Consider the following 19,896-nt stretch of genomic DNA (forward strand, 5'->3'; position numbering starts at 1 on the left):
CGATCACCGGGTGAGCCTCCCGCAGCCGCCCGAGCCGATCGCGGCAGCCCGCCTGCTCTTCTCGCTCGACCCGGCGGTCAGCCACCTGAACCACGGTTCGTTCGGCGCGGTACCGATCGCCGTGCAGCGGGCGCAGCAGCGGCTGCGCGACGAGATGGAGGCCAACCCGCTGCGTTTCTTCACACAGGGCCTGGTCGACCGGATCGCCCACACCCGCCGGCACCTGGCCGCCTTCCTGGGCGCCGACCCGGACGGCACCGCCCTCGTCCCGAACGTCACCACCGGCGTGGCGGTGGTGCTCCAGTCCCTCGGTTTGCGTCCGGACGACGAGGTGCTCACCACCGACCACGGTTACGGCGCGGTCGGCCTCGCCATCGCCCGGGAGTGCCGGCGTACGGGGGCGGTCAGCCGGACCCTGCCCGTCCCGTTGGCCGCCTCGGGCGAGGAGATCGTCCAGATCGTCCGCGCCGGGCTGCGCCCCGGCCGGACCCGGCTGCTCGTCGTGGACCAGCTCACCTCGGCCACCGCCCGGCTCTTCCCCGTCGCCGCGATCGTCGGCGTGGCCCGGGAGCACGGGATACCGGTCCTCGTCGACGCCGCACACGCCCCGGGCATGCTTCCGGCACCGGTGGGCGACGTCGGCGCCGACTTCTGGGTGGGCAACCTGCACAAGTGGGCGTACGCGCCGCGCGGCACCGCCGTGCTGGCGGTCGCCCCGCCGTGGCGGGAACGGATCGAACCGCTGGTCGTCTCCTGGGAGCAGGAGTCCGGGTTCCCCCGCCGCGTCGAGTGGTCGGCGACGCAGGACTACACGGGCTGGCTGGCCGCGCCGGTGGGCCTGTTCACGCTGCGCAGTCTCGGCGTGGACCGGGTACGCGGGCACAACGCCGCGCTGGCGGCGTACGGCCAGCGGCTGCTGGGGGACGCGCTCGGGGTGGCCCCCGTCGATCTGCCGGACCCCGGCGGACCGGGGATCGCCATGCGGATCGTGCCGCTGCCGGCGGGCCTGGGCACCACGCTCGACGCGGGGCGGGCGCTGCGGCAACGGATCGCCGAGCGGCTCGCCACCGAGGTCGCCGTCATGGCCTGGAACGGACGCGGCTGGCTGCGGCTCTGTGCCCAGGTCTACAACACCCCCGACGAGTACGAGCGGCTCGCGGTGCGGCTGCCCCCGCTGCTCGCCCAGCGCTGAGGGCGGAATCGTCCCCGTCGAGCGGCAGCAGCCGCACGGGTCCCAGGCCGAGCAACGCCAGCGGATCCAGGTAGTCGGCGCCGCGCCGCAGCCCCCAGTGCAGGCAGGCGGGAGCGGGGCAGCCCGGATGGCCGGCGAGGAGGGTGCCCAGCGGCGCCCCGGCCGCCAGTGTCTCGCCGGGCCGGACCGCCGGCGACACCGGCTCGTGGGTGGTCCGCAGCCCGTCGGCGTGCCCGACGGTGACGACGGGACGGCCGGCGACCAGACCGGCGAAGAGCACCGTGCCGGCGCCGGCGGCCCGCACGGTCGCGCCCGGCGCGGCGGCCAGGTCGACGCCCCGGTGTCCGGGCAGCCACGGCCGGGGCGGCGGGTCGAACCGGCGCACCGGGCGCGGGACGCCATCGAGCGGCCACCGGAACCGCAGGGCACCGGCAGGCGCGACCACGGCCGTCATGATCACGGGCGGCGCGATACCGGGCGGCGCGATACCGGGCGGTGCCGTTGGGACGAGCGGTCGCCCCGCCGCCGGGACCGGCCGGGCGGCGGGCGCGGCGGGGCCGAGGGACAGCAGGGCAGCGCAGAGCGCGACGGAGGTACGGGCGGCAGGTCGCATGGGCGCAGCCTGCGCGGCGCCCGCCCGTCCCCGCCACCCCCGGCACCCTCGCCTGTGGACGACGGTCGGCCTGTGGACGGCCCCCCGGAGGGCCGGGCGATCTGCTAGGCGCGCTGGTTCCTGGGCGTGCCCGGCAGCGCCGGCGAGGCCCTAGGCTGGGACGGGCGCACGGTGGAGCCGCCGCCGTCCGGCCCGGGGAGGCCCTCGATGACCACTGTGCACGATGCCAGCGGGCCCTCCCGCGTGGCGGAACCCGGCGAGGGCATCACCGCCGAGGAGTTGCAGCTCGCCGCCCGCAACCACGGCATCCCGCTGGAGGCGCTGCGCTACGACGTGACCCCGGCCGGCCTGCACTACCTGCTCATCCACTACGACATCCCCGACCTCGACCCGGACGCGCACGCGCTGACGGTGGCCGGCGCGGTGGACCGGCCGCTGACCCTCGACCTCGCGGCGCTGCGCGAGCGGCCCCGGGTGACCCGCCGGGTCACGCTGGAGTGTGCCGGCAACGGGCGCGCCCTGCTGCACCCCCGGCCGGTGAGCCAGCCGTGGCTGGTTGAGGCGGTGGGCAACGCGGAGTGGACCGGCACCCCGCTGGCGCCGCTGCTGCGCGAGGCGGGGATCGCCGCCGACGCCGTGGACGTGGTCTTCACGGGCGCCGACCACGGCGTGGAACGCGGCGTCGAGCAGGACTACCAGCGGGCGCTGCCGGCCGCCGACGCGCTGCGCGAGGAGGTGCTGCTGGCGTACGAGATGAACGGCGCTCCGCTGCTGCCGCAGCACGGTGCCCCGCTACGGCTGATCGTGCCCGGCTGGTACGGCATGGCGCACGTCAAGTGGCTGCGCGCGATCGAGGTGCGCACCGAGGCGTTCGACGGCTACCAGAACGCGGTCGCCTACCGGCTGCGGCGGGACGCGGACGCCCCCGGGGTGCCGGTGACCAGGATCGAGCCGCGGGCGCTGGTCCGGCCGCCCGGCTTCCCCGACTTCATGTCCCGCACCCGGATGCTGCGGCCCGGTCCGTGCACGCTGGACGGACGCGCCTGGTCCGGCCACGCCCCGGTCGTCTCGGTGGAGGTGACCACCGACGGCGGGGCCAGTTGGCGACCGGCCATCCTGGACGAGCAGGTCGGCGGGGAGTTCGCCTGGCGCCGGTGGCGCTACGAGTGGACGGCGGAGCCGGGGCGGCACGTCCTCGGGGCCCGCGCCACCGACGCCTCCGGGCGCAGTCAACCGGTCGAGCAGCCGTGGAACCGGGGCGGCTTCGCCAACAACCTCGTCCAGCGGGTCGAGGTCGTGGTGCTGGCGGGGTGAACCGGGCTGCCGGGGAGAAGCGGGACGACGGTCGCGCGGCGGTGGGGGCGCCGACGGGCTCGTACGACCGGCGGTGGGGCCACCGGGCGGGCGGCGGAGCGGTGGGTCAGCCGCCGAAGCCGGAGTCGGCGGGCAGCGAGATGTCGGGCTTCTCCAGCTCCTCGACGTTGACGTCCTTGAAGGTCATCACCCGGACGTTCTTCACGAACCGGGCGGGACGGTACATGTCCCACACCCAGGCGTCGTGCATCTCGACCTCGAAGTAGACCTCGCCGTCGGAGTTGCGCACGTGCAGGTCGACCTGGTTGGCCAGGTAGAACCGGCGCTCCGTCTCCACCACGTAGGAGAACTGGCGGACGATGTCGCGGTACTCCCGGTAGAGCTGGAGCTCCATCTCGGTCTCGTACTTCTCGAGGTCTTCCGCGCTCATCGCACTCCGCCTTCCATGACCACATCTTCCCCCACCGACGCCGGAGGCCGAGGCTGCTCGCCCAACGCCACGCCGACGGTACCCCCTGGCGGGCAGGAGCGCTCCATCGGCTCGTCCCGCCTCGCGTCCGCCGGCCGACGCGCCCGGGGTGGGGCGCCGTCGCGACCGGACACCGTCGCCACGTTGACGTACGAGAACCGGTGCTCCCGGCACGGCCCCCGGTCCCGCAGCGCCGCGGTGTGTTCCGCGGTGATGTAACCCTTGTGCTCGGCGAACCCGTAGCCCGGGAACGCCCCGTCGAGCTCGACCATCATCCGGTCCCGGGTGACCTTGGCGAGTACGCTCGCCGCCGCGACGCAGGCGGCCACCCGGTCGCCCTTCCACACGGCCAGCCCCGGCACGTCGAGGCCGTCCACGCCGAAGCCGTCGGTCAGCACGTAGTCGGGGCGGGTCGTCAGCGACGCCAGCGCGCGACGCATCGCGGCCAGGTTGCTCACGTGCAGGCCCCGCTCGTCGACCTCCTCGGCCGGGATCACCACCACGGCGTACGCCAACGCGCGGGCCACGACCTCGTCGTGGATCCGCTCCCGGCTGGCGGGGGTGAGCAGCTTGGAGTCGGCCAGCCCGTCGATCTCGCCGCGCCGGCCCTCGGGCAGGATCGCGGCGGCGGCGACCAGCGGCCCGGCGCAGGCGCCGCGACCCGCCTCGTCGGCCCCGGCGACGTGCCGGAAGCCGCGCCGCTGCAACGCGCGCTCCAGCGCGTAGAGCCCACCCTCGCGGCGCACCACCGTGCGCGGGGGCGTCAGCACGGCGCGCCCTCCTGGCCCTCGACGCCCTCCTGGCGCCCGCCCACCCCGACCGTCGGCGCGGGCGCGGCGGCCAGCGCCCGGGCCAGCACCGTCGTCAGGTCCGGCGGGTAGTACCGCTCGCCGCTGGCGGTCAGCTCGTCCGGCGACCACCACCGGTGGGCGGCGACGGTGGCCCGCTCGATCTCGCTGAAGCCGGCGGTGTCGACCTCGTGGCCCGCCACCCGCACCAGGAAGAACTCCTGTTCCTGCCGGTACCACACGCCGTCGAAGGGGAACTCCGTCACGTCGCGGTGCACGGGCGCCCCGAACGCCGGGGCCGGCAGCCGCAGCCCGGTCTCCTCGGCCAGTTCCCGCGCCGCGCACTCGGGGTAGGTCTCCCCCTCGTCCAGGCCGCCGCCGGGGGTGAACCACCAGCGCCCGTGCTCGGGACGGGCCGGGTCGGAGCCGCAGAAGAGCAGCACCCGACCCGCCGCGTCGACGAGCAGGACGCGCGCCGCACGCCGGGGGGTGTAGACGGTCACCGCACCAGCCTGCCAGACGCCGCCGACAACGCACACGCCCGGCGGCCCCTACGGTTCGGGGATGGCCTCGTACGGCTTCGGGACGCTCAGCCAGGTGGCCCGGCCGAACGGCCAGAAGACGGTGAAGGCCCGCCCCACGACCTCGCCCTCGGGAATCGTGGCGACGGTGATGTCCTGACCGGACTGCTGCCAGTGCTCCAGCGAGTCGCCCGACGCCTCGCGGTGGTCGCCCATCACCCAGAGCCGGCCCTTCGGGACGGTGATGTCGAACTCCTCGGCGGTCTTGTCGCCGGGGTAGATGTAGGGCTCGTCCAGCGACTTGCCGTTGATCACGAGCCGGTCCTGCGCGTCGCAGCAGACCACGTGGTCGCCGCCGACGCCGATGACGCGCTTGATGAAGTCCTCGCCGTCGGGGTTGGCGCTCCACTCCATGGGGGCCTTGAAGACGATCACCTCGCCCCGGTGCGGGGACCGGAAATCGTAGACCAGCTTGTTGACCAGCACCCGATCGTCGATCTGGAGAGTGTTCTCCATCGACGGGGAGGGGATGAAGAAGGTCTGCAGCACGAAGGCGCGCACCAGCACCGCGACCAGGATCGCCACACCCAGGAGGATGGGCAGCTCCTTCCAGAAGGAACTGCGCGGCTTGTCGGTCTGCTCGTCAATCACGGCACGAGCCTACGTTGCCCGACCCGACGCCACCGTCCGGAACGCGCGAGAACGGCGAGCGCGACAGCGGTCGGGGCGAACAGCACCAGATCGCCGTCCGGCGTGGGTCGGACCGGGGGCGGGGCGCCGGTGGAGGCGGCCGGCGGGTCGGCGACGTCGTCGAAGGTCGCGGGCACCGACAGGGCGTTCCAGCGCGACGACGGCCAGACCACGGTGAACGCCCGGCCCACCACGTTCTCGATCGGCACCGGGCCCTGGCAGCGGGCGTCCTGGGAGACCATCCGGTGGTCGCCCATGACGAAGATCTGCCCGGGCGGGACCACGACCTCGTCGAAGCGCCGGGACCGGCACTCGCGGGGGTTGGGCGGGATGTCGAGCGGCGAGTCGCGCAGGACGTACGACGACTCGTCGAGCGGCGTGCCGTTGACCAGCACCCGCCCCTCGGCGTCGCAGCACGTCACCCGGTCGCCGGGCAGGCCGATGACGCGCTTGATGAAGTCCTTCTCGCCGGGGCGGCTGACGCCGACCAGGTCGCCGACGGTCCGGCTGAGCTTGCCCGCGAACCCGGGCTCCGGCCCCTCGGCGACCTGCGGGGCCCAGCGGTCGGTGCCCCGGAAGACGACGACCTCGCCCCGTACCGGGTCGCGCACGTCGTAGACGACCTTGTTGACCAGGACCCGGTCCCCGACGAGGAGGGTGTCCTCCATCGAGCCGGAGGGGATGAAGAACGCCTGGAGCAGGAAGGTGCGGATCAGCACCGCGAGGCAGAACGCGACGACCAGCAGCAGCGGCAGCTCCTGCCAGAGGGGCATCTGTCGGCGGGGCCGGCGGGCGCGCCGTCGCCAGGGGTCGACGGCGCCGTCCTCGTCAAGCGTCTGCACCACGCCACTCTCCGGTCAGCAGAAATGACACTACCGCCCGGGAACCCTGTCGGGGCTCCCCGGGCGGTAGTGGTCGTCGCTCCGCCGTCGTGGCGGGACGTCGCCCGGCTGCGCCCGTAGCGACCAGGGTAGTGCGGTCCGGTCGGTACGACATACGCGCAGCTCGGGCGGCGTGGCGAGCGCGAGGTCAGCTCGGCTGCTTCTCGCGCTTCTCCTTGATCTTGGCCTTCTTGCCCCGCAGCTCGCGCAGGTAGTAGAGCTTGGCGCGGCGGACGTCACCGCGGGTCACGACCTCGATCCGGTCGATCGCCGGGCTGTTGATCGGGTAGGTGCGCTCGACACCGACACCGAAGCTGATCTTGCGGACCGAGAAGGTCTCGCGCAGACCGTCACCCTGGCGGCGGATGACGACGCCCTGGAAGATCTGGACACGGGACCGGTTGCCCTCGACGACCCGGGCGTGCACCTTGACGGTGTCACCGGCACGGAAGTCGGGGAGGTCGGTGCGCTTCGACTGGGCGTCAAGGGCGTCCAGGATGTTCATCGCTGCGTCCTCGTGAGGCTCACGGCGCACCGTCAATCGGTGCGCGGGTGGGTGATTCTGATCCCCGGGTGGCGGTCGGTGACCCGACCCCGGTCGAGGATCCTCGCAGCCGGCCGCGGCGCGGCCGGTTGCGGCAACCCCCCTACTTTGCCACATCCCCCGGCGGCACCTGAAATCCGGCCCGGTCCAGCGCGGCGACGTCCCGTTTGTCCAGGCGCTGCGGGTCCATCGCGGCGAGCATGTCGGGACGACGCGTGGCGGTGCGGGTCAGCGCCTCGTCCCGCCGCCAGCGGGCGATCCTGCCGTGGTCGCCGGAACGGAGCACCTCCGGCACCTCCAGCCCCCGCCAGGTCGCCGGCTTCGTGTACATGGGGGCCTCCAGCAGCCCGTGGGCGTGCGACTCCTCGGCCAGCGAACCCGCGTTGCCGAGCACGCCGGGCAGCAGCCGGGTGACCGCCTCCAGGATCACCAGCACCGCCACCTCGCCGCCGAAGAGGACGTAGTCGCCGAGGGACACCTCGGTCACCGGCATCCGGGTCGCGGCGTGGTCGAGCACCCGCTGGTCGATGCCCTCGTACCGGCCGCAGGCGAAGAGCAGGTGCGGCTCGGCGGCCAGCTCGTGCGCCATCGCCTGGGTGAAGGGGGCGCCGGTCGGGGCCGGCACCACCAGCCGGGGCGCGGTCACCTCCGCCGGGGCGAGCGCGTCGAGCGCCTCGCCCCACGGCTCCGGCCGCATCACCATGCCGGGCCCGCCGCCGTAGGGCGTGTCGTCGACCGTGCGGTGCACGTCGTGGGTCCAGATCCGCAGATCGTGTACGGCCAGCCGCAGCGTGCCGTTCGCCCGCGCCCTGCCGATCAGCGACAGGTCCAGCGGGGCGAAGTACTCCGGGAAGATCGACACGATGTCGACGCGCATGCGGGGGTGCTCCAGCGGTTCTACAGATCGAGCAGACCGGCCGGCGGGTCGACGACGACGCGACCGCCGGCGAGGTCAACCTCGGGGACGATCGCCTTGACGAACGGGATGAGCGCGGTGCCGCCCTCGGGACGGCGCAGCACCAGCAGGTCGGAGGAGGGGGCGTGGTCGATCCGGGCCACCTCGCCCAGCCGGTCGCCGGCCGGGGTGACCACGGCCAGCCCGACGAGTTGGTGGTCGTGGAACTCCTCCGGGTCCTCCGGCGGGGCGACCTCGGCGCTGTCGACCGCGACCAGCGTGCCGCGCAGCGCCTCGGCGACGTCCCGGTCCCCGATGCCCTCGAACGCGACGAGCATCCGCCCCTGGTGCCAGCGGGCGGACTCCACGACCAGTTCGGCGGGCACGCGGAAGGCCACCCCCTGCGCGGGCGCGGCCGGCGACGGCTGAGGCGCCACGGGCTCGGTGTGCCGCGCCTGGGGCGTCACCCCCGGCATGGTGCTCAGCACCCGACTGCTGGGCACAGCCGGGGGCGTCGCCCCAGGCATGGTGCGCAGCACCATGCCTGGGGCGAACCGCGCTTCGGGCTCGTCGGTCCGCACCTCCACGGTGACCTCACCGCGGATGCCGTGCGGCTTGCCGACCCTGCCGACGACGAGCAGCATCAGTACGAGTCGACGATGTCGACGCGCACGCCGCGCCCGCCGATGGAGCCGATCACCTGGCGCAGCGCCTTGGCGGTCCGGCCGGACCGCCCGATCACCGTGCCGAGGTCCTCCGGGTGCACGCGGACTTCCAGCCGCTTGCCCCGACGGGAGTCGACCATCCGGACGCGTACGTCATCGGGGTGGTCGACGATGCCCTTGACCAGGTGCTCCAACGCCGGACGCAGAGGCATGTCAGGCCTGCTCACCGGCGTCGGCAGCGGCAGCCGGGGCCTCGGCCGGAGCCTCGGTCTTCGGCGCCTCGGCCGGAGCCTCGGCCTTGGCGGCCTTCTTGGCCGGCTTCGCCGGCGCCTCGGCCAGCCCGGCGGCGGCCTTCGCCTCGGCCTCGTACGCCGCGGTGCGGTCGACCCGCTCCGGGGCGACCTTCAGCGGCGGCGGGGCCGGCAGGCCCTTGAACTTCTGCCAGTCACCGGTCAGCTCCAGCAGCCGCTGCACCGCCTCGCTCGGCTGGGCGCCGACGGACAGCCAGTACTGGACCCGCTCCGACTTGACCTCGATCACCGAAGGGTCTTCCTTCGGCTGGTAGACCCCGACGAACTCGATCGCCCGGCCGTCGCGCTTGGTGCGCGAGTCGGCGATGACGATGCGGTACTGCGGGTTGCGGATCTTGCCCATCCGCAGGAGCCGGATCTTTACGGCCACAGTTGTTTCGCTCCTGTTGCGATCTCACCTGCCCGGTACGGGCGGTGCACGGGTGAGTGTCGACCGGCACAGTGGGGTTGGGCCGGAGACTGCTCGGTGGACTGGCGACGTGCCCGGGTTAGAGGGCGCCGGACGCGCGCCGGATACCAGCCAGCCATTCTGCCAGATCGGGCCCCGATCGCTCGCACCGGACCGCCCCCGGTCACCCGCCGGGCGGCAGAAGTGACCGAAAGCACAGCCGCCGGCCGGCGGCCGGCCCCGCCGATCGGGGGTGGTGCGCCACGGGGACGCGCGGGCGGGTCGGGCCGGGTCAGCGCACCGGGGGGCGGTCCCAGCCGGGCGGCAACCCGTCGGGGACGGTCCAGTCGGGCGGCGGGGTGAAGTCGCACCAGGTGCCGTCGAACGGGAACTCCCCCGCCTCGGCCAGCGCGATCACCCGCTTCCCCTCGGCCCGGACGGCGTCGGCGTCGGTCACCCAGTAGTGGTCGGGGAAGGCGAGCCGCTCGGCGAACTCCCCCTCGTCCTTCCACTCCCAGCCCAAATCGGGGCGGACGACCACGTCGAGGTCCTGGTCCACCATGTCGACGCCGGCGAGCGTGCCGTCGTCCCAGCGCACCCCGGGCTCCTCCAGGTTGACGTACCAGGTGGCGAAGCGGTCGTGCGCGTCGCGGAACCACCACACGGAGTGGGCCGCCCCGGTGGGCAGGAACTTGAGCACGGAGGGGCCGTCCCACCGACCGGTGGCCAGACGGTACGACGAGGAGATCCACTCGCTGAACGGCACCGCCCGCATGCCCAGCCCGGCCTCGGTGACCTCGCTCGCGACCGGGGAGTCGCGGGGCACCCAGAGCAGCAGGCCCCGGTCGTCGTCGCTGACCACCCGCGCGGTGCGTACCCAGCCGATCCGGCCCCGGCGCACGTTGCGGTGCACGATCAGCCGCCCAGGTTCGAATCTCACGCACCGACCCTACCGGCGCCCGCCCCCCACTCCCGCCCGCCGCTCCGAGGTGCAAGGAAGGGCCCCTTCCTCTACCTCAGGCGTTAGGAAGGTGCCCTTCCTAACGCCTGAGGGAACCGCCGAGGTAACCGCCGGGGGAACCGCCGGGGGAGCCGCCGCGACGCGTGGGAGGGTGGACGGACTCAGTAGGCGCGGGCCAGGATGGCGACCAGGTCGGACTCGTCCTCGGAGTCGGGCACCGAGCCGTCGGCGCGCAGCAGGCAGCGCACGGTGACGCCCTGGCCGTTCGCCTCCGCCTCGCCCTGCACGCCGACCGCTGACCACGGCACCATGGCCCAGCCGGTGGCCGCCGCCTCGATCGCCTCGGCGAGGGTCGACACCTCGACCGTGCGGGACTTGCGGTGGGCCAGCGCCTGGTCGTGCAGGGCGCGCTGGTCGGCGTCGAGGGCGGCCAGCACGGCGGCCACCACGTCGGCCACCGGCGTCGGGGACTTCGAGCCGTCCGTGCGCCGGACCACGACCGCGTTGCCGGCGGCCAGGTCGCGGGGGCCGACCTCGACGCGTACGGGATAGCCGCGCAGCTCGGCGTCGACGGCCCGGCGGCCGAACGGGGTGTCGACGCGGTCGTCGAGCGCGACCCGGACGCCCGCGTCGCGCAACGCGTCGCGCAGCTTGGCCGCCGCCTCGCCGACGCCCTCGCCGTCCTTGACCACCATGACGTACGCCTGCACGGGCGCCAGCTTCGGCGGCACGCGCAGGCCGTTGTCGTCGCCGTGGCACATGATCAGGCCGCCGAGCATCCGGGTCGAGGTGCCCCAGGAGGTCGTCCACGCGTGCTCCCGGCCGCCCTCGGCCGACGAGTAGCTGATGTCGAAGGCCTTGGCGAAGTTCTGCCCCAGCTCGTGGCTGGTGCCGAGCTGGAGGGCCTTGCCGTCACCCATCATGCCTTCGCAGGTGTAGGTGGCGGTCGCGCCGGCGAAGCGCTCGCGGGCCGTCTTCAGGCCGACGACCACCGGGATGCCGAGCACGTTGACCATGAGGTCCTCGTACGCCTCGTGCAGGATCCGGCGGGCGTAGGCGCGGGCGTCCTCGCGGGTCGCGTGCGCGGTGTGCCCCTCCTGCCAGAGGAACTCGCTGGTGCGCAGGAAGATCCGGGGGCGCAGCTCCCAGCGGACCACGTTGGCCCACTGGTTGAGCAGCAGCGGCAGGTCGCGGTAGGAGTCGATCCACTTGGCCATGAACTCGCCGATGACGGTCTCGCTGGTGGGCCGCACCACCACCGGCTCGGCGAGTTGCTTGCCGCCGCCGTGGGTGACCACCGCCAGCTCCGGCGAGAAGCCCTCGACGTGCTCGGCCTCGCGCTTGAGGTAGCTCTCCGGGATGAAGAGCGGGAAGTACGCGTTCTCCGCGCCCGCCGCCTTGATCCGGGCGTCCATCTCGGCCTGCATCCGCTCCCAGATGGCGTAGCCGGCCGGGCGGATGACCATGGTCCCCCGGACCGGGCCGTTGTCGGCCAGCTTCGCCTTGGCGATCAGGTCCTGGTACCAGCGGGGAAAGTCCTCCGCACGGGGAGTGAGCACGCGTGCCATGACCGCACATCCTATGCGTCGGCCGAAGGGACGACGTCATCGGGCGCGACGTCGCCGGTCTCCGCCGTGCCGGTCGGTGCGGCCGGGCTAGGATTCGACCACCATGGGTGAGGTGAGGGACGGCACCCGTTCCCGGGACGCGATCGTCGAGGCCGCCCGGGCGTTGACCATCGCGACCGGCTGGGACGGCGTCCGGATGGGTGCCGTCGCGCGCGCGGCGGGGGTCAGCCGGCAGACGGTCTACAACGAGTTCGGCACCAAGGCGGGGCTGGCCGAGGCGCTCGCCCGGCGGGAGGTCGACCGGTTCGTCGGCGACGTACGCGCCCTGCTGCGCGCCCACGGCGACGACGTACGGGCCGCCGCGCACGCCACCATCTCGCACACCCTCACGCAGGCGGCCGACGACCCGCTGATCAAGGCCGTCCTGACCAGCTCCCGGGGCGGCTCGGAAGACCTGCTGCCCTACCTCACCACCCGGTCGGAGCTGGTCCTGACCGAGGCCACCGAGGTGCTGCTGGAGTGGGCCGACGGCGTGCTGCCGGGCGCCGACCGCAACGCCGTCGCGTTCGCCACGGACTCGGTCGTCCGGTTGGTGATCAGCCACATCGTCCTGCCCGGCGCCCCCGTCGCGCAGACCGCCGCCGCCCTCGCCGACCTCGCGGTGTACCTGCTCCTGCACGCGGTCACCCAGGCCCACACGGGCTGACCGGGCGCGCACCGCCGGCCGGGAGCGCCACCGGTCCGACCGGGCGCCTCCCCCGCCGACCGCCCGGGCGCGGCGGGTCAGCGGACGACGCGACCGCGCAGCACGATGCGGGCCGGGGTGCGTACGGCGCGCAGGTCGGCGCGCGGGTCCTCGGCGTAGACGACGAGGTCGGCCAGGCCGCCCTCGACCAGTCCCGGGAAGCCGAGCCACTCGCGGGCCCGCCAGGACGCGGCGGCGAGCACGTCGGTGGTGGACATGCCGGCCTGCTCGTGCAGCAGCAGCATCTCCTCCGCGGCGAGGCCATGGTCGATGCCGCCGCCCGCGTCCGTACCCACGTAGATCGGGACCCCGGCCTCGTGCGCCGAGCGGACGACCTCGGGGAAGCGGTCGCGCAGCGCGAGCATGTGCTCGGCGTAGCCGGGGAACTTCTCCCGGGCCTGCTCGGCGATCCCGCCGAAGGTCCGAATGTTGATCATCGTGGGAATGAGCGCGGTGCCCCGGCGGGCCATCTCGTCGATCAGGTCCAGGCTCAGGCCCGTGCCGTGCTCCACCGAGTCCACCCCGGCGCGCACCATGATCTCGACGGCCGACTCGGAGAAGGTGTGCACGGCGGCGCGTACCCCGGCGGCGTGCGCGGCCCGGACGGCGGCCGCCATGGTGTCGGCGTCCCAGGCCGGGGCCAGGTCGCCGACGCCCCGGTCGATCCAGTCGCCGACGAGCTTCACCCAGCCGTTGCCGGCGCGCGCCTGCGCGGCCACCGTCGCCGCCACCTCCGCCGCGCCGACCTCGACGCCGATGTCGCGCAGGTAGCGCTTCGGCGGCGCGACGTGCCGGCCGGCGCGGGCCAGCCGCGGCAGGTCGGGCTCGTCGTCGAGTTCGGGGTACGGGTACGGCGACCCGGCGTCGCGGATGGCGAGGACCCCGGCGTCCCGGTCGACGCGAGCCAGCTCGCGGGCCTGGTCGAGCGAGGTGATCGGGGCGCCGCCGCGGGCGATGCCGATGTGGCAGTGCGCGTCGATCAGACCGGGCAGCACGAACCCGCCGTCGGCGATCGTCTCCGCGCCGGCAACCGGGGTGAAGGTGACCCGGTCGCCGACCAGCCACAGGTCACGGACCTCGTCGTCGGGCAGCACCACGCCGCGTACGTGCCAGGCCATGCGTCCTCCGTCTGCGCGCGATGGGGGCGGTCCGGCCGCCATTCTTCCCGGTCGACCCGGGCCGGGGACGCCCGGGTGCAGCGGATGCGCCGGTCCGCCGGTCGCGCCCGGCCCCGCTCGGCGCGGTGTCCGCAGGCTCCGCTGCGTAGCCCTCCCACCACCGAGCGGCACGAACAGTTGATTGACAGATTTCTTTATTTACGCATGTCTTGATGAAGAGATCCTTCGTCACCAGGATGCTCCCAGGCGCCCGGACACCGGGCGTCCACCGTGTCGCCTCACCCCATAAGGAGCGTCGGGACAGTGTCACCACGACGATGGCGAATGGCCGCGGTCGGCCTGGCGGTCGGCCTCACCCTGCCGATCGGCGCCGCGGCGCCGGCCGCCGCCGCACCGGATTCCGCCGACGCGAAGGTCAGGGCGGTGGCCGCGAAGGTCGACAGGAAGGTCACCACCCGGCTCGCCCGCGAGAGCAGGGCCAGCTACTGGGTCTTCCTGGACAGCAAGGCCGACCTGTCCGGCGCGGCCAGCCTGCGCGGCAAGACGGAGAAGGCCGCCCACGTGCACCGCGCCAAGACCGCCCACGCCGAGCGCAGCCAGGCCGGGCTACGCGCCATGCTGACCCGCGAGGGCGCGGAGTTCACCCCGTTCTGGCTGGTCAACGCGATCAGGGTGACCGGCGACGCCGAGCTGCTCGGTGACCTCGCCGTGCGCACCGACGTCGCCGAGATCCTCGCCGACGACCCGGTCGAGATCCCGAAGCCGCTGCCCGGCGAGACCGTCCCCACCACCGACGCCACCGAGTGGAACATCGACCGGATCAACGCGCCGCGGGTCTGGAACGAGCTGAACGTACGCGGCGAGGGCATCGTGGTCGCCAACATCGACAGCGGCGTCGACGTCACCCACCCCGCCGTGGCGGCCAGCTACCGGGGGCGCAACGGTGACGGCACCCTCGACCACAACTACAACTGGTTCGACCCGGCCGACGTCTGCCCCACCGACGCCCCGTGCGACAACAACAACCACGGCACGCACACCATGGGCACGATGGTCGGCTCGGACGGCGCCAACGTGATCGGCGTGGCCCCGGGCGCCCGGTGGATCGCCGCCAAGGGCTGCGAGACCAGCGGCTGCTCGCGGGCGTCGCTGCTCGCCTCCGGCCAGTGGGTCGTCGCCCCCACCGACCTCGACGGCGCCAACCCGCGCCCCGACCTCGCCCCGGACGTCGTGAACAACTCCTGGGGCTCCAGCGCGTACGACCCGTGGTACACCGAGATCGTCTCGTCGTGGGTGGCCGCCGGCATCTTCCCGGCCTTCTCAAACGGCAACAGCGGCCCGAGCTGCAACACCTCGGGCAGCCCCGGGTCGTACACGATCAGCTACAGCTCCGGCGCGTTCGACGTGAACAACGCGATCGCCAGCTTCTCCAGCCGGGGCACCGGCGAGAACGGCGACATCAAGCCGAACATCGCCGCGCCGGGCGCCAACGTCCGCTCCTCGGTGCCGGGCGGCTACTCGGCACTCAGCGGCACGTCGATGGCCTCCCCGCACACCGCGGCGACCGTGGCCCTGATGTGGTCGGCCTCGCCGGCCCTGCAGGGTGACGTCGCCGAGACCAAACGTATCCTCGACGACACCGCGATCGACGTCGACGCGCTCACCTGCGGCGGCACCGTCGACGACAACAACGTCTTCGGCGAGGGCCGGCTCGACGCGTACGCGGCGGTCGACGCCACCCCCCGGGGCGCCCTCGGCGCACTGGGCGGCCGGGTCAGCTCCGGCGGCAGCCCGCTGGCCGGGGCGGACGTGACGGTCACCGGCCCGATGACCCGCGTCACCAGCACCGGCGCCGACGGCTCCTACGCGCTCGACCGGCTGATGGTGGGCAGCTACACGGTCTCGGTGAGCAAGTTCGGCTACACCACGGCAACGACCTCGGTGACGATCACCGAGAACCAGACGGCGGACGCGGACGTCGCCCTCGAGGCGGCCCCCTCGGCCACGCTCAGCGGCACGGTGCGCACCTCGAACGGCACGGCCGGCGGCGCCACCGTCGCCGTTCTCGGCACCCCGCTGACCGCCACCGCCGACGCCGACGGGCGCTACTCCGTGACCGTGCCGCACGGCACGTACGACGTCCGCTTCGCGCACACGTACCGCTGCTCGGACGAGGTGACCAGCCCGGCGCAGGTCGGCGCGGACACCGTCCTGGACGTCACCCTGCCCGACCGGGTCGACTCCTTCGGGTACGCCTGCGGCCCGGCCGGCGGCTCGTTCGTCGCCGGCACCCAGCTGCTGGAGACGTTGACCGGTGACAACAAGTCCGTCCCCGTCACGCTGCCCTTCCGGGTCCCGCTCTACGGCAACTCCTACCGGCAGGCGTGGGTGAGCACCAACGGCGTGCTCGGCTTCGGCACCTCGTCTACCAGCCGTCTCAACACCGCCCTGCCGAACACCACCAACCCCGACCTGGCGCTCTTCCCGTTCTGGGACGACCTCTACGTGGAGGAGGATTCGGGGGTCTACACCGCCGTCACGGGTGCCGCGCCGCGCCGCACGTTCCTGGTGGAGTGGCGCAACGTGTCGATCTTCGCCGACCGCTCGATGCGGCTGACCTTCAGCGCCGCCATCGGTGAGGACGGCTCGATCACCTACCGGTACGCCGACATCGACGGCGACGGCGCGGAGACCGGCACCGGCGCGACGATCGGCCTGGAGAACGTCGACGGCACCGTCGGCTTCGAGTACTCGTACAACGCCCCGGCGGTCGCCGACGGCACGGCGATCACGTTCCGCACCACCCGCAGCGGGGTGCTCTCCGGCGTGGTCACCGACGCCAACGACGGGCGCCCGGTCGCCGGGGCCACCGTGACCGCCCGGGTGGGCGACGCGACGGCCACCCAGACCACGGAGGCCGACGGCACGTACCTGATCCAGTCCCCCGCCGGCACGGTCGGGTTCACCATCGACAAGCAGCACTACGAGGCGGCGTCGGGCTCGGTGGCCGTGCAGGCCGGCGCGGCCGAGGTCCGTTCGGCGGCGCTGCGTACCGCACGCGTCGGCACCCCGACGAGCGAACTGACGGTCGTCTCGGGGGCCGAGCAGACCCGGAGCCGACAGGTCACCCTGAGCAACACGGGGGTGCTCGGCACCGACGTCACGGTCACCGAGCTGAACTCCGACGGCACGCCGCAGGACGTCAGCTGGCTCGACCTGTCGGGTGCCACTGTCACCCTGGGCAGCGGCGGCCGGCACACCGTCGGCGTGGCGACCAGCACCGCCGGCCTGGCCCCCGGCAGCTTCCACCAGGCCAGGCTGCGGATCTCCTCGGCCAGCGGGCGCCAGCCCGTCCTGGACGTCCCGGTCACCCTGGTGGTGCCGCGTACCACCCTGGCGGTCGACGCCGGCGCGACGTCGGCCCGGGCCGACGTCGAGGGCCAGACCTGGTCGCCGGACCGGGCCTGGAGCGCCGGCGGCGCCGGCTACCTCGGCACGTCCAGCCGCCGGACGACCAGCACCCCGATCACCGGCACCAACGATCCGGCCCGCTTCACCAGCCAGCGGGAAGGGATGTACGAGTACCGCGTCGACGGTCTCGCGGACGGCCACTACACGGTGGAGCTGGACTTCGCCGAGGTGAAGCGGCAGTCCCCGGACCGGCGGGTCTTCGACGTGCTGATCGAGGGCCAGGAGGTGCTGCCGTCGCTGGACGTGGCCGGTGAGGTGGGCAGCTACGCCGCGCTGAGCCGGACGTACACGGTGCGGGTGGTCGACGGCCAGCTCAACGTGCGGTTCGTGACGCACAAGGGCTACAGCGTGCCGATCGTGAACGCGCTGCGCGTCACCGACCGGCCGGACCTGCTGTCCTGACGGTCGTACGAGAAACGGGGCCCGGCCGGTGACGGCCGGGCCCCGCCCGTGTGGACCGCGGGGCGCTCAGCCCTCGTCGCGCGCCAGCAGCCCGGCCCGCCGCGTCGTCAGCGCGGGCAGGTCGACGGAGACCTTCCAGGGCCGCTCGGTGACGAAGAGGTCCTCGGTGTGGGTCAGCACCTCGTACTCGCCGGTGGGGCCGAGCGTGTACTCCGTCAGGGTCATCCGCTCGTGCAGCGGGTCGACCACCCAGTACGTCCGCACCCCGGCGTGCGCGTAGACCTTCGCCTTGTCGTAGAGGTCACGGAACGTCGAGGTCGGCGAGAGTACCTCGACGGCCAGCAGCGCGTCCTCGACGGGGACGGGCGAGCGGTCGGCGTGCTCGCGGCGGATGGCGACCACGTCGGGGCGCGGCTCGTTGCGGCGATCGATGCGCATCGACAGGTCGATACTCACCAGGTATTCGGTGGGGCAGTTGACCCGGAGCGCGAGCAGCAGCTCGACGCAGAGGTCCTGGTGCACGGCGGTGGGGGACGGCACGATCAACCTTCCGTTGACCAACTCGTACGGAAGGTCCTTCGGCAGGTCACCGAGGTCGTCGACCGTCCACTCCGACCGCTCGGGCAGGATGGGTGCCACGGTCATGACTCCTCCTTCCAGGGGCGACATCACCCTAGGCAAGGATCATGTCACCCGCGGTCAGCGACACACCTCAGCGGGGCCGGCCGTCGCCGCCCTTGCCGAGCTTGTTGAAGTCGATCTTCGGCAGCTTGAAGCCCGGCGGGAGGCCCTGGCCGCCGGCCAGGTCGTTCGGGTCCATGCCCGGCGGGAGCTGCGGCATCCCGCCCGGGAAGCCGCCCGGCATCCCGGCGCCCGCCCCGGCGCGCGGCCGGTTGCCGCCCTTGGTGCCCTTGCGCTTGTTCTTCGGCGACTTGGTCGCCTTGCGCCGGCCGCCGCCCGGCAGGCCCATCATGCCGCCCATCTGCTTCATCATCTTCTGCGCGTCGGCGAAGCGGTTGAGCAGCTGGTTGACGTCCATCACCGTGACGCCGGAGCCGTTGGCGATGCGGGCCCGGCGCGAGCCGTTGATGATCTTCGGGTTGGTGCGCTCGGCGGGGGTCATCGACCGGATGATCGCGGTGACCCGGTCGAAGTGCTTGTCGTCGACCTCGGCGAGCTGGTCCTTCATCTGCCCCATGCCCGGCATCATGGCCAGCACGTTGGCGATGGGGCCCATCCGCCGGACCGCGATGAGCTGGTCGAGGAAGTCCTCCAGGGTGAACTGCTCGCCGCCCATCAGCTTGGCGGTCATCTTCTCCTTCTGATCGGTGTCGAAGGCCTGCTCGGCCTGCTCGATCAGAGTGAGGACGTCGCCCATGCCGAGGATCCGGCTGGCCATCCGGTCGGGGTGGAAGACGTCGAAGTCCTCCAGCTTCTCGCCGGTGGAGGCGAAGAGGATCGGCTGCCCGGTGACCTCCCGGACCGACAGCGCGGCGCCACCGCGGGCGTCGCCGTCGAGCTTGGAGAGGACCACGCCGGTGATGCCCACGCCGTCGCGGAACGCCTCGGCGGTGCGCACCGCGTCCTGGCCGACCATGGCGTCGATGACGAAGATGACCTCGTCCGGCTCGACCGCGTCGCGGATGTCGGCGGCCTGCTGCATCATCTCGGCGTCGATGCCGAGCCGGCCGGCGGTGTCGACGATGACGATGTCCCGGGCGGCCCGCTTCGCGTGCTCGATCGAGGCGCGCGCCACCTGCACCGGGTCGCCGGTGCCGTTGCCGGGCTCGGGGGCGTACACCTCGACGCCGGCACGGCCACCGAGCACCTGGAGCTGCCCGACGGCGTTGGGGCGCTGGAGGTCGGCGGCGACCAGCAGCGGCTGGTGGCCCTGGGCCTTGAGCCAGCGGGCCAGCTTGCCGGCGAGGGTGGTCTTACCGGAGCCCTGGAGGCCGGCGAGCATGATCACCGTCGGCGGCTGCTTGGCGAACTGGAGCCGCCGCCCCTCGCCACCGAGGACGTTGATCAGCTCCTCGTTGACGATCTTGATGATCTGCTGCGCCGGGTTGAGCGCCTGGGAGACCTCGGAGCCGCGCGCCCGCTCCTTGACGTTGGCGATGAAGCCCTTGACCACCGGCAGCGCGACGTCCGCCTCCAGCAGCGCGAGGCGGATCTCGCGCGCGGTGGCGTCGATGTCGGCGTCGGTGAGCCGACCCTTGCCGCGGAGCTTGGTGAAGATCCCGGACAGGCGGTCACTCAAGGTGTCAAACACGCGAACATCCCGTTTGTCAGTGTTCCGGCGGGCACATCGGCGACCGGGCGAGGTGTCCGGCCACCGCTAGGGTAGCCGGCCGGGCCGC

General features: G+C 73.3%; 19 protein-coding genes and 1 pseudogene. 4 read left to right on the plus strand and 16 right to left on the minus strand.

What is annotated here, in order from left to right; translation table 11 throughout:
* Positions 1 to 10 precede the first annotated feature (10 nt).
* Positions 11 to 1,192, plus strand: a complete 1,182-nt coding sequence (locus RM555_RS06955) for an aminotransferase class V-fold PLP-dependent enzyme (protein WP_311410942.1) — start codon at positions 11 to 13, stop codon at positions 1,190 to 1,192.
* Here RM555_RS06955 and RM555_RS06960 read toward each other — a convergent pair.
* A complete protein-coding gene (locus tag RM555_RS06960; RefSeq protein WP_311410943.1) occupies positions 1,080 to 1,805 on the minus strand; it encodes a murein hydrolase activator EnvC family protein in 726 nt (241 codons plus the stop codon). The two genes, RM555_RS06955 and RM555_RS06960, sit on opposite strands and share 113 nt — an antisense overlap.
* A 207-nt stretch (positions 1,806 to 2,012) precedes the next feature.
* Here RM555_RS06960 and RM555_RS06965 point away from each other — a divergent pair, with 207 nt between their 5' ends.
* Complete coding sequence (locus RM555_RS06965) at positions 2,013 to 3,119, plus strand: sulfite oxidase (protein WP_311410944.1); 1,107 nt, start codon at positions 2,013 to 2,015, stop codon at positions 3,117 to 3,119.
* 106 nt (positions 3,120 to 3,225) lie between these two features.
* On the opposite strand, the gene RM555_RS06970 is transcribed toward RM555_RS06965, so the two are convergent.
* The 12 genes and pseudogenes from RM555_RS06970 to proS form a co-directional block, all read right to left on the minus strand.
* Positions 3,226 to 3,549, minus strand: coding sequence for a DUF2469 domain-containing protein (locus RM555_RS06970; protein ID WP_007075222.1), 324 nt, complete (start codon positions 3,547 to 3,549; stop codon positions 3,226 to 3,228).
* Entirely contained in the window at positions 3,546 to 4,358 is an 813-nt protein-coding gene (locus RM555_RS06975) for a ribonuclease HII (RefSeq protein ID WP_132232688.1), read from the minus strand. Before RM555_RS06975 ends, RM555_RS06970 begins: the two co-directional genes overlap by 4 nt.
* On the minus strand, positions 4,352 to 4,879 hold the full coding sequence (locus RM555_RS06980) for an NUDIX hydrolase (protein ID WP_311410945.1): 528 nt from the start codon (positions 4,877 to 4,879) through the stop codon (positions 4,352 to 4,354). The genes RM555_RS06975 and RM555_RS06980 overlap by 7 nt, the downstream gene beginning before the upstream one ends.
* A gap of 48 nt (positions 4,880 to 4,927) precedes the next feature.
* Positions 4,928 to 5,548: a signal peptidase I gene (gene lepB, locus RM555_RS06985; RefSeq protein ID WP_151457074.1), complete on the minus strand. Its 621-nt coding sequence runs from the start codon at positions 5,546 to 5,548 to the stop codon at positions 4,928 to 4,930.
* Positions 5,549 to 5,557: 9 nt separating this feature from the next.
* A pseudogene (gene lepB / locus RM555_RS06990) lies at positions 5,558 to 6,432 on the minus strand (signal peptidase I).
* Between the two features lie 184 nt (positions 6,433 to 6,616).
* Positions 6,617 to 6,973 carry a 50S ribosomal protein L19 gene (gene rplS, locus RM555_RS06995; protein ID WP_089001547.1) on the minus strand — a complete coding sequence of 119 codons (357 nt, stop codon included), beginning with the start codon at positions 6,971 to 6,973 and terminating at the stop codon, positions 6,617 to 6,619.
* 142 nt (positions 6,974 to 7,115) lie between these two features.
* On the minus strand, positions 7,116 to 7,889 hold the full coding sequence (gene trmD, locus RM555_RS07000) for a tRNA (guanosine(37)-N1)-methyltransferase TrmD (RefSeq protein ID WP_311410947.1): 774 nt from the start codon (positions 7,887 to 7,889) through the stop codon (positions 7,116 to 7,118).
* 20 nt (positions 7,890 to 7,909) lie between these two features.
* Positions 7,910 to 8,548, minus strand: a complete 639-nt coding sequence (rimM, locus tag RM555_RS07005; protein ID WP_311411034.1) for a ribosome maturation factor RimM — start codon at positions 8,546 to 8,548, stop codon at positions 7,910 to 7,912.
* 2 nt (positions 8,549 to 8,550) lie between these two features.
* Positions 8,551 to 8,811, minus strand: a complete 261-nt coding sequence (locus RM555_RS07010) for an RNA-binding protein (RefSeq protein ID WP_172862164.1) — start codon at positions 8,809 to 8,811, stop codon at positions 8,551 to 8,553.
* Positions 8,786 to 9,253 carry a 30S ribosomal protein S16 gene (rpsP, locus tag RM555_RS07015; protein WP_311410948.1) on the minus strand — a complete coding sequence of 156 codons (468 nt, stop codon included), beginning with the start codon at positions 9,251 to 9,253 and terminating at the stop codon, positions 8,786 to 8,788. Before rpsP ends, RM555_RS07010 begins: the two co-directional genes overlap by 26 nt.
* Before the next feature lie 310 nt (positions 9,254 to 9,563).
* A complete protein-coding gene (locus tag RM555_RS07020) occupies positions 9,564 to 10,211 on the minus strand; it encodes a DUF402 domain-containing protein (protein WP_311410949.1) in 648 nt (215 codons plus the stop codon).
* A 182-nt stretch (positions 10,212 to 10,393) separates the two neighbouring features.
* Positions 10,394 to 11,800: a proline--tRNA ligase gene (gene proS / locus RM555_RS07025; protein WP_311410950.1), complete on the minus strand. Its 1,407-nt coding sequence runs from the start codon at positions 11,798 to 11,800 to the stop codon at positions 10,394 to 10,396.
* Positions 11,801 to 11,903: 103 nt separating this feature from the next.
* Here proS and RM555_RS07030 point away from each other — a divergent pair, with 103 nt between their 5' ends.
* Positions 11,904 to 12,506: a TetR family transcriptional regulator gene (locus RM555_RS07030; RefSeq protein ID WP_311410951.1), complete on the plus strand. Its 603-nt coding sequence runs from the start codon at positions 11,904 to 11,906 to the stop codon at positions 12,504 to 12,506.
* A 77-nt stretch (positions 12,507 to 12,583) separates the two neighbouring features.
* Here RM555_RS07030 and RM555_RS07035 read toward each other — a convergent pair whose 3' ends face one another.
* A complete protein-coding gene (locus RM555_RS07035) occupies positions 12,584 to 13,663 on the minus strand; it encodes an amidohydrolase family protein (protein ID WP_151455320.1) in 1,080 nt (359 codons plus the stop codon).
* A 324-nt stretch (positions 13,664 to 13,987) separates the two neighbouring features.
* Here RM555_RS07035 and RM555_RS07040 point away from each other — a divergent pair, with 324 nt between their 5' ends.
* A complete protein-coding gene (locus RM555_RS07040) occupies positions 13,988 to 17,536 on the plus strand; it encodes a S8 family serine peptidase (RefSeq protein ID WP_311410952.1) in 3,549 nt (1,182 codons plus the stop codon).
* Positions 17,537 to 17,602: 66 nt separating this feature from the next.
* On the opposite strand, the gene RM555_RS07045 is transcribed toward RM555_RS07040, so the two are convergent.
* Together RM555_RS07045 and ffh are read right to left on the minus strand one after the other, a co-directional pair.
* Entirely contained in the window at positions 17,603 to 18,181 is a 579-nt protein-coding gene (locus RM555_RS07045) for a Uma2 family endonuclease (protein WP_311410953.1), read from the minus strand.
* 67 nt (positions 18,182 to 18,248) lie between these two features.
* Positions 18,249 to 19,808, minus strand: coding sequence for a signal recognition particle protein (gene ffh, locus RM555_RS07050; protein WP_311410954.1), 1,560 nt, complete (start codon positions 19,806 to 19,808; stop codon positions 18,249 to 18,251).
* Positions 19,809 to 19,896 lie beyond the last annotated feature (88 nt).

It is taken from the genome of Micromonospora reichwaldensis, from assembly GCF_031845925.1.
Taxonomy (GTDB): Bacteria; Actinomycetota; Actinomycetes; order Mycobacteriales; family Micromonosporaceae; genus Micromonospora; species Micromonospora reichwaldensis.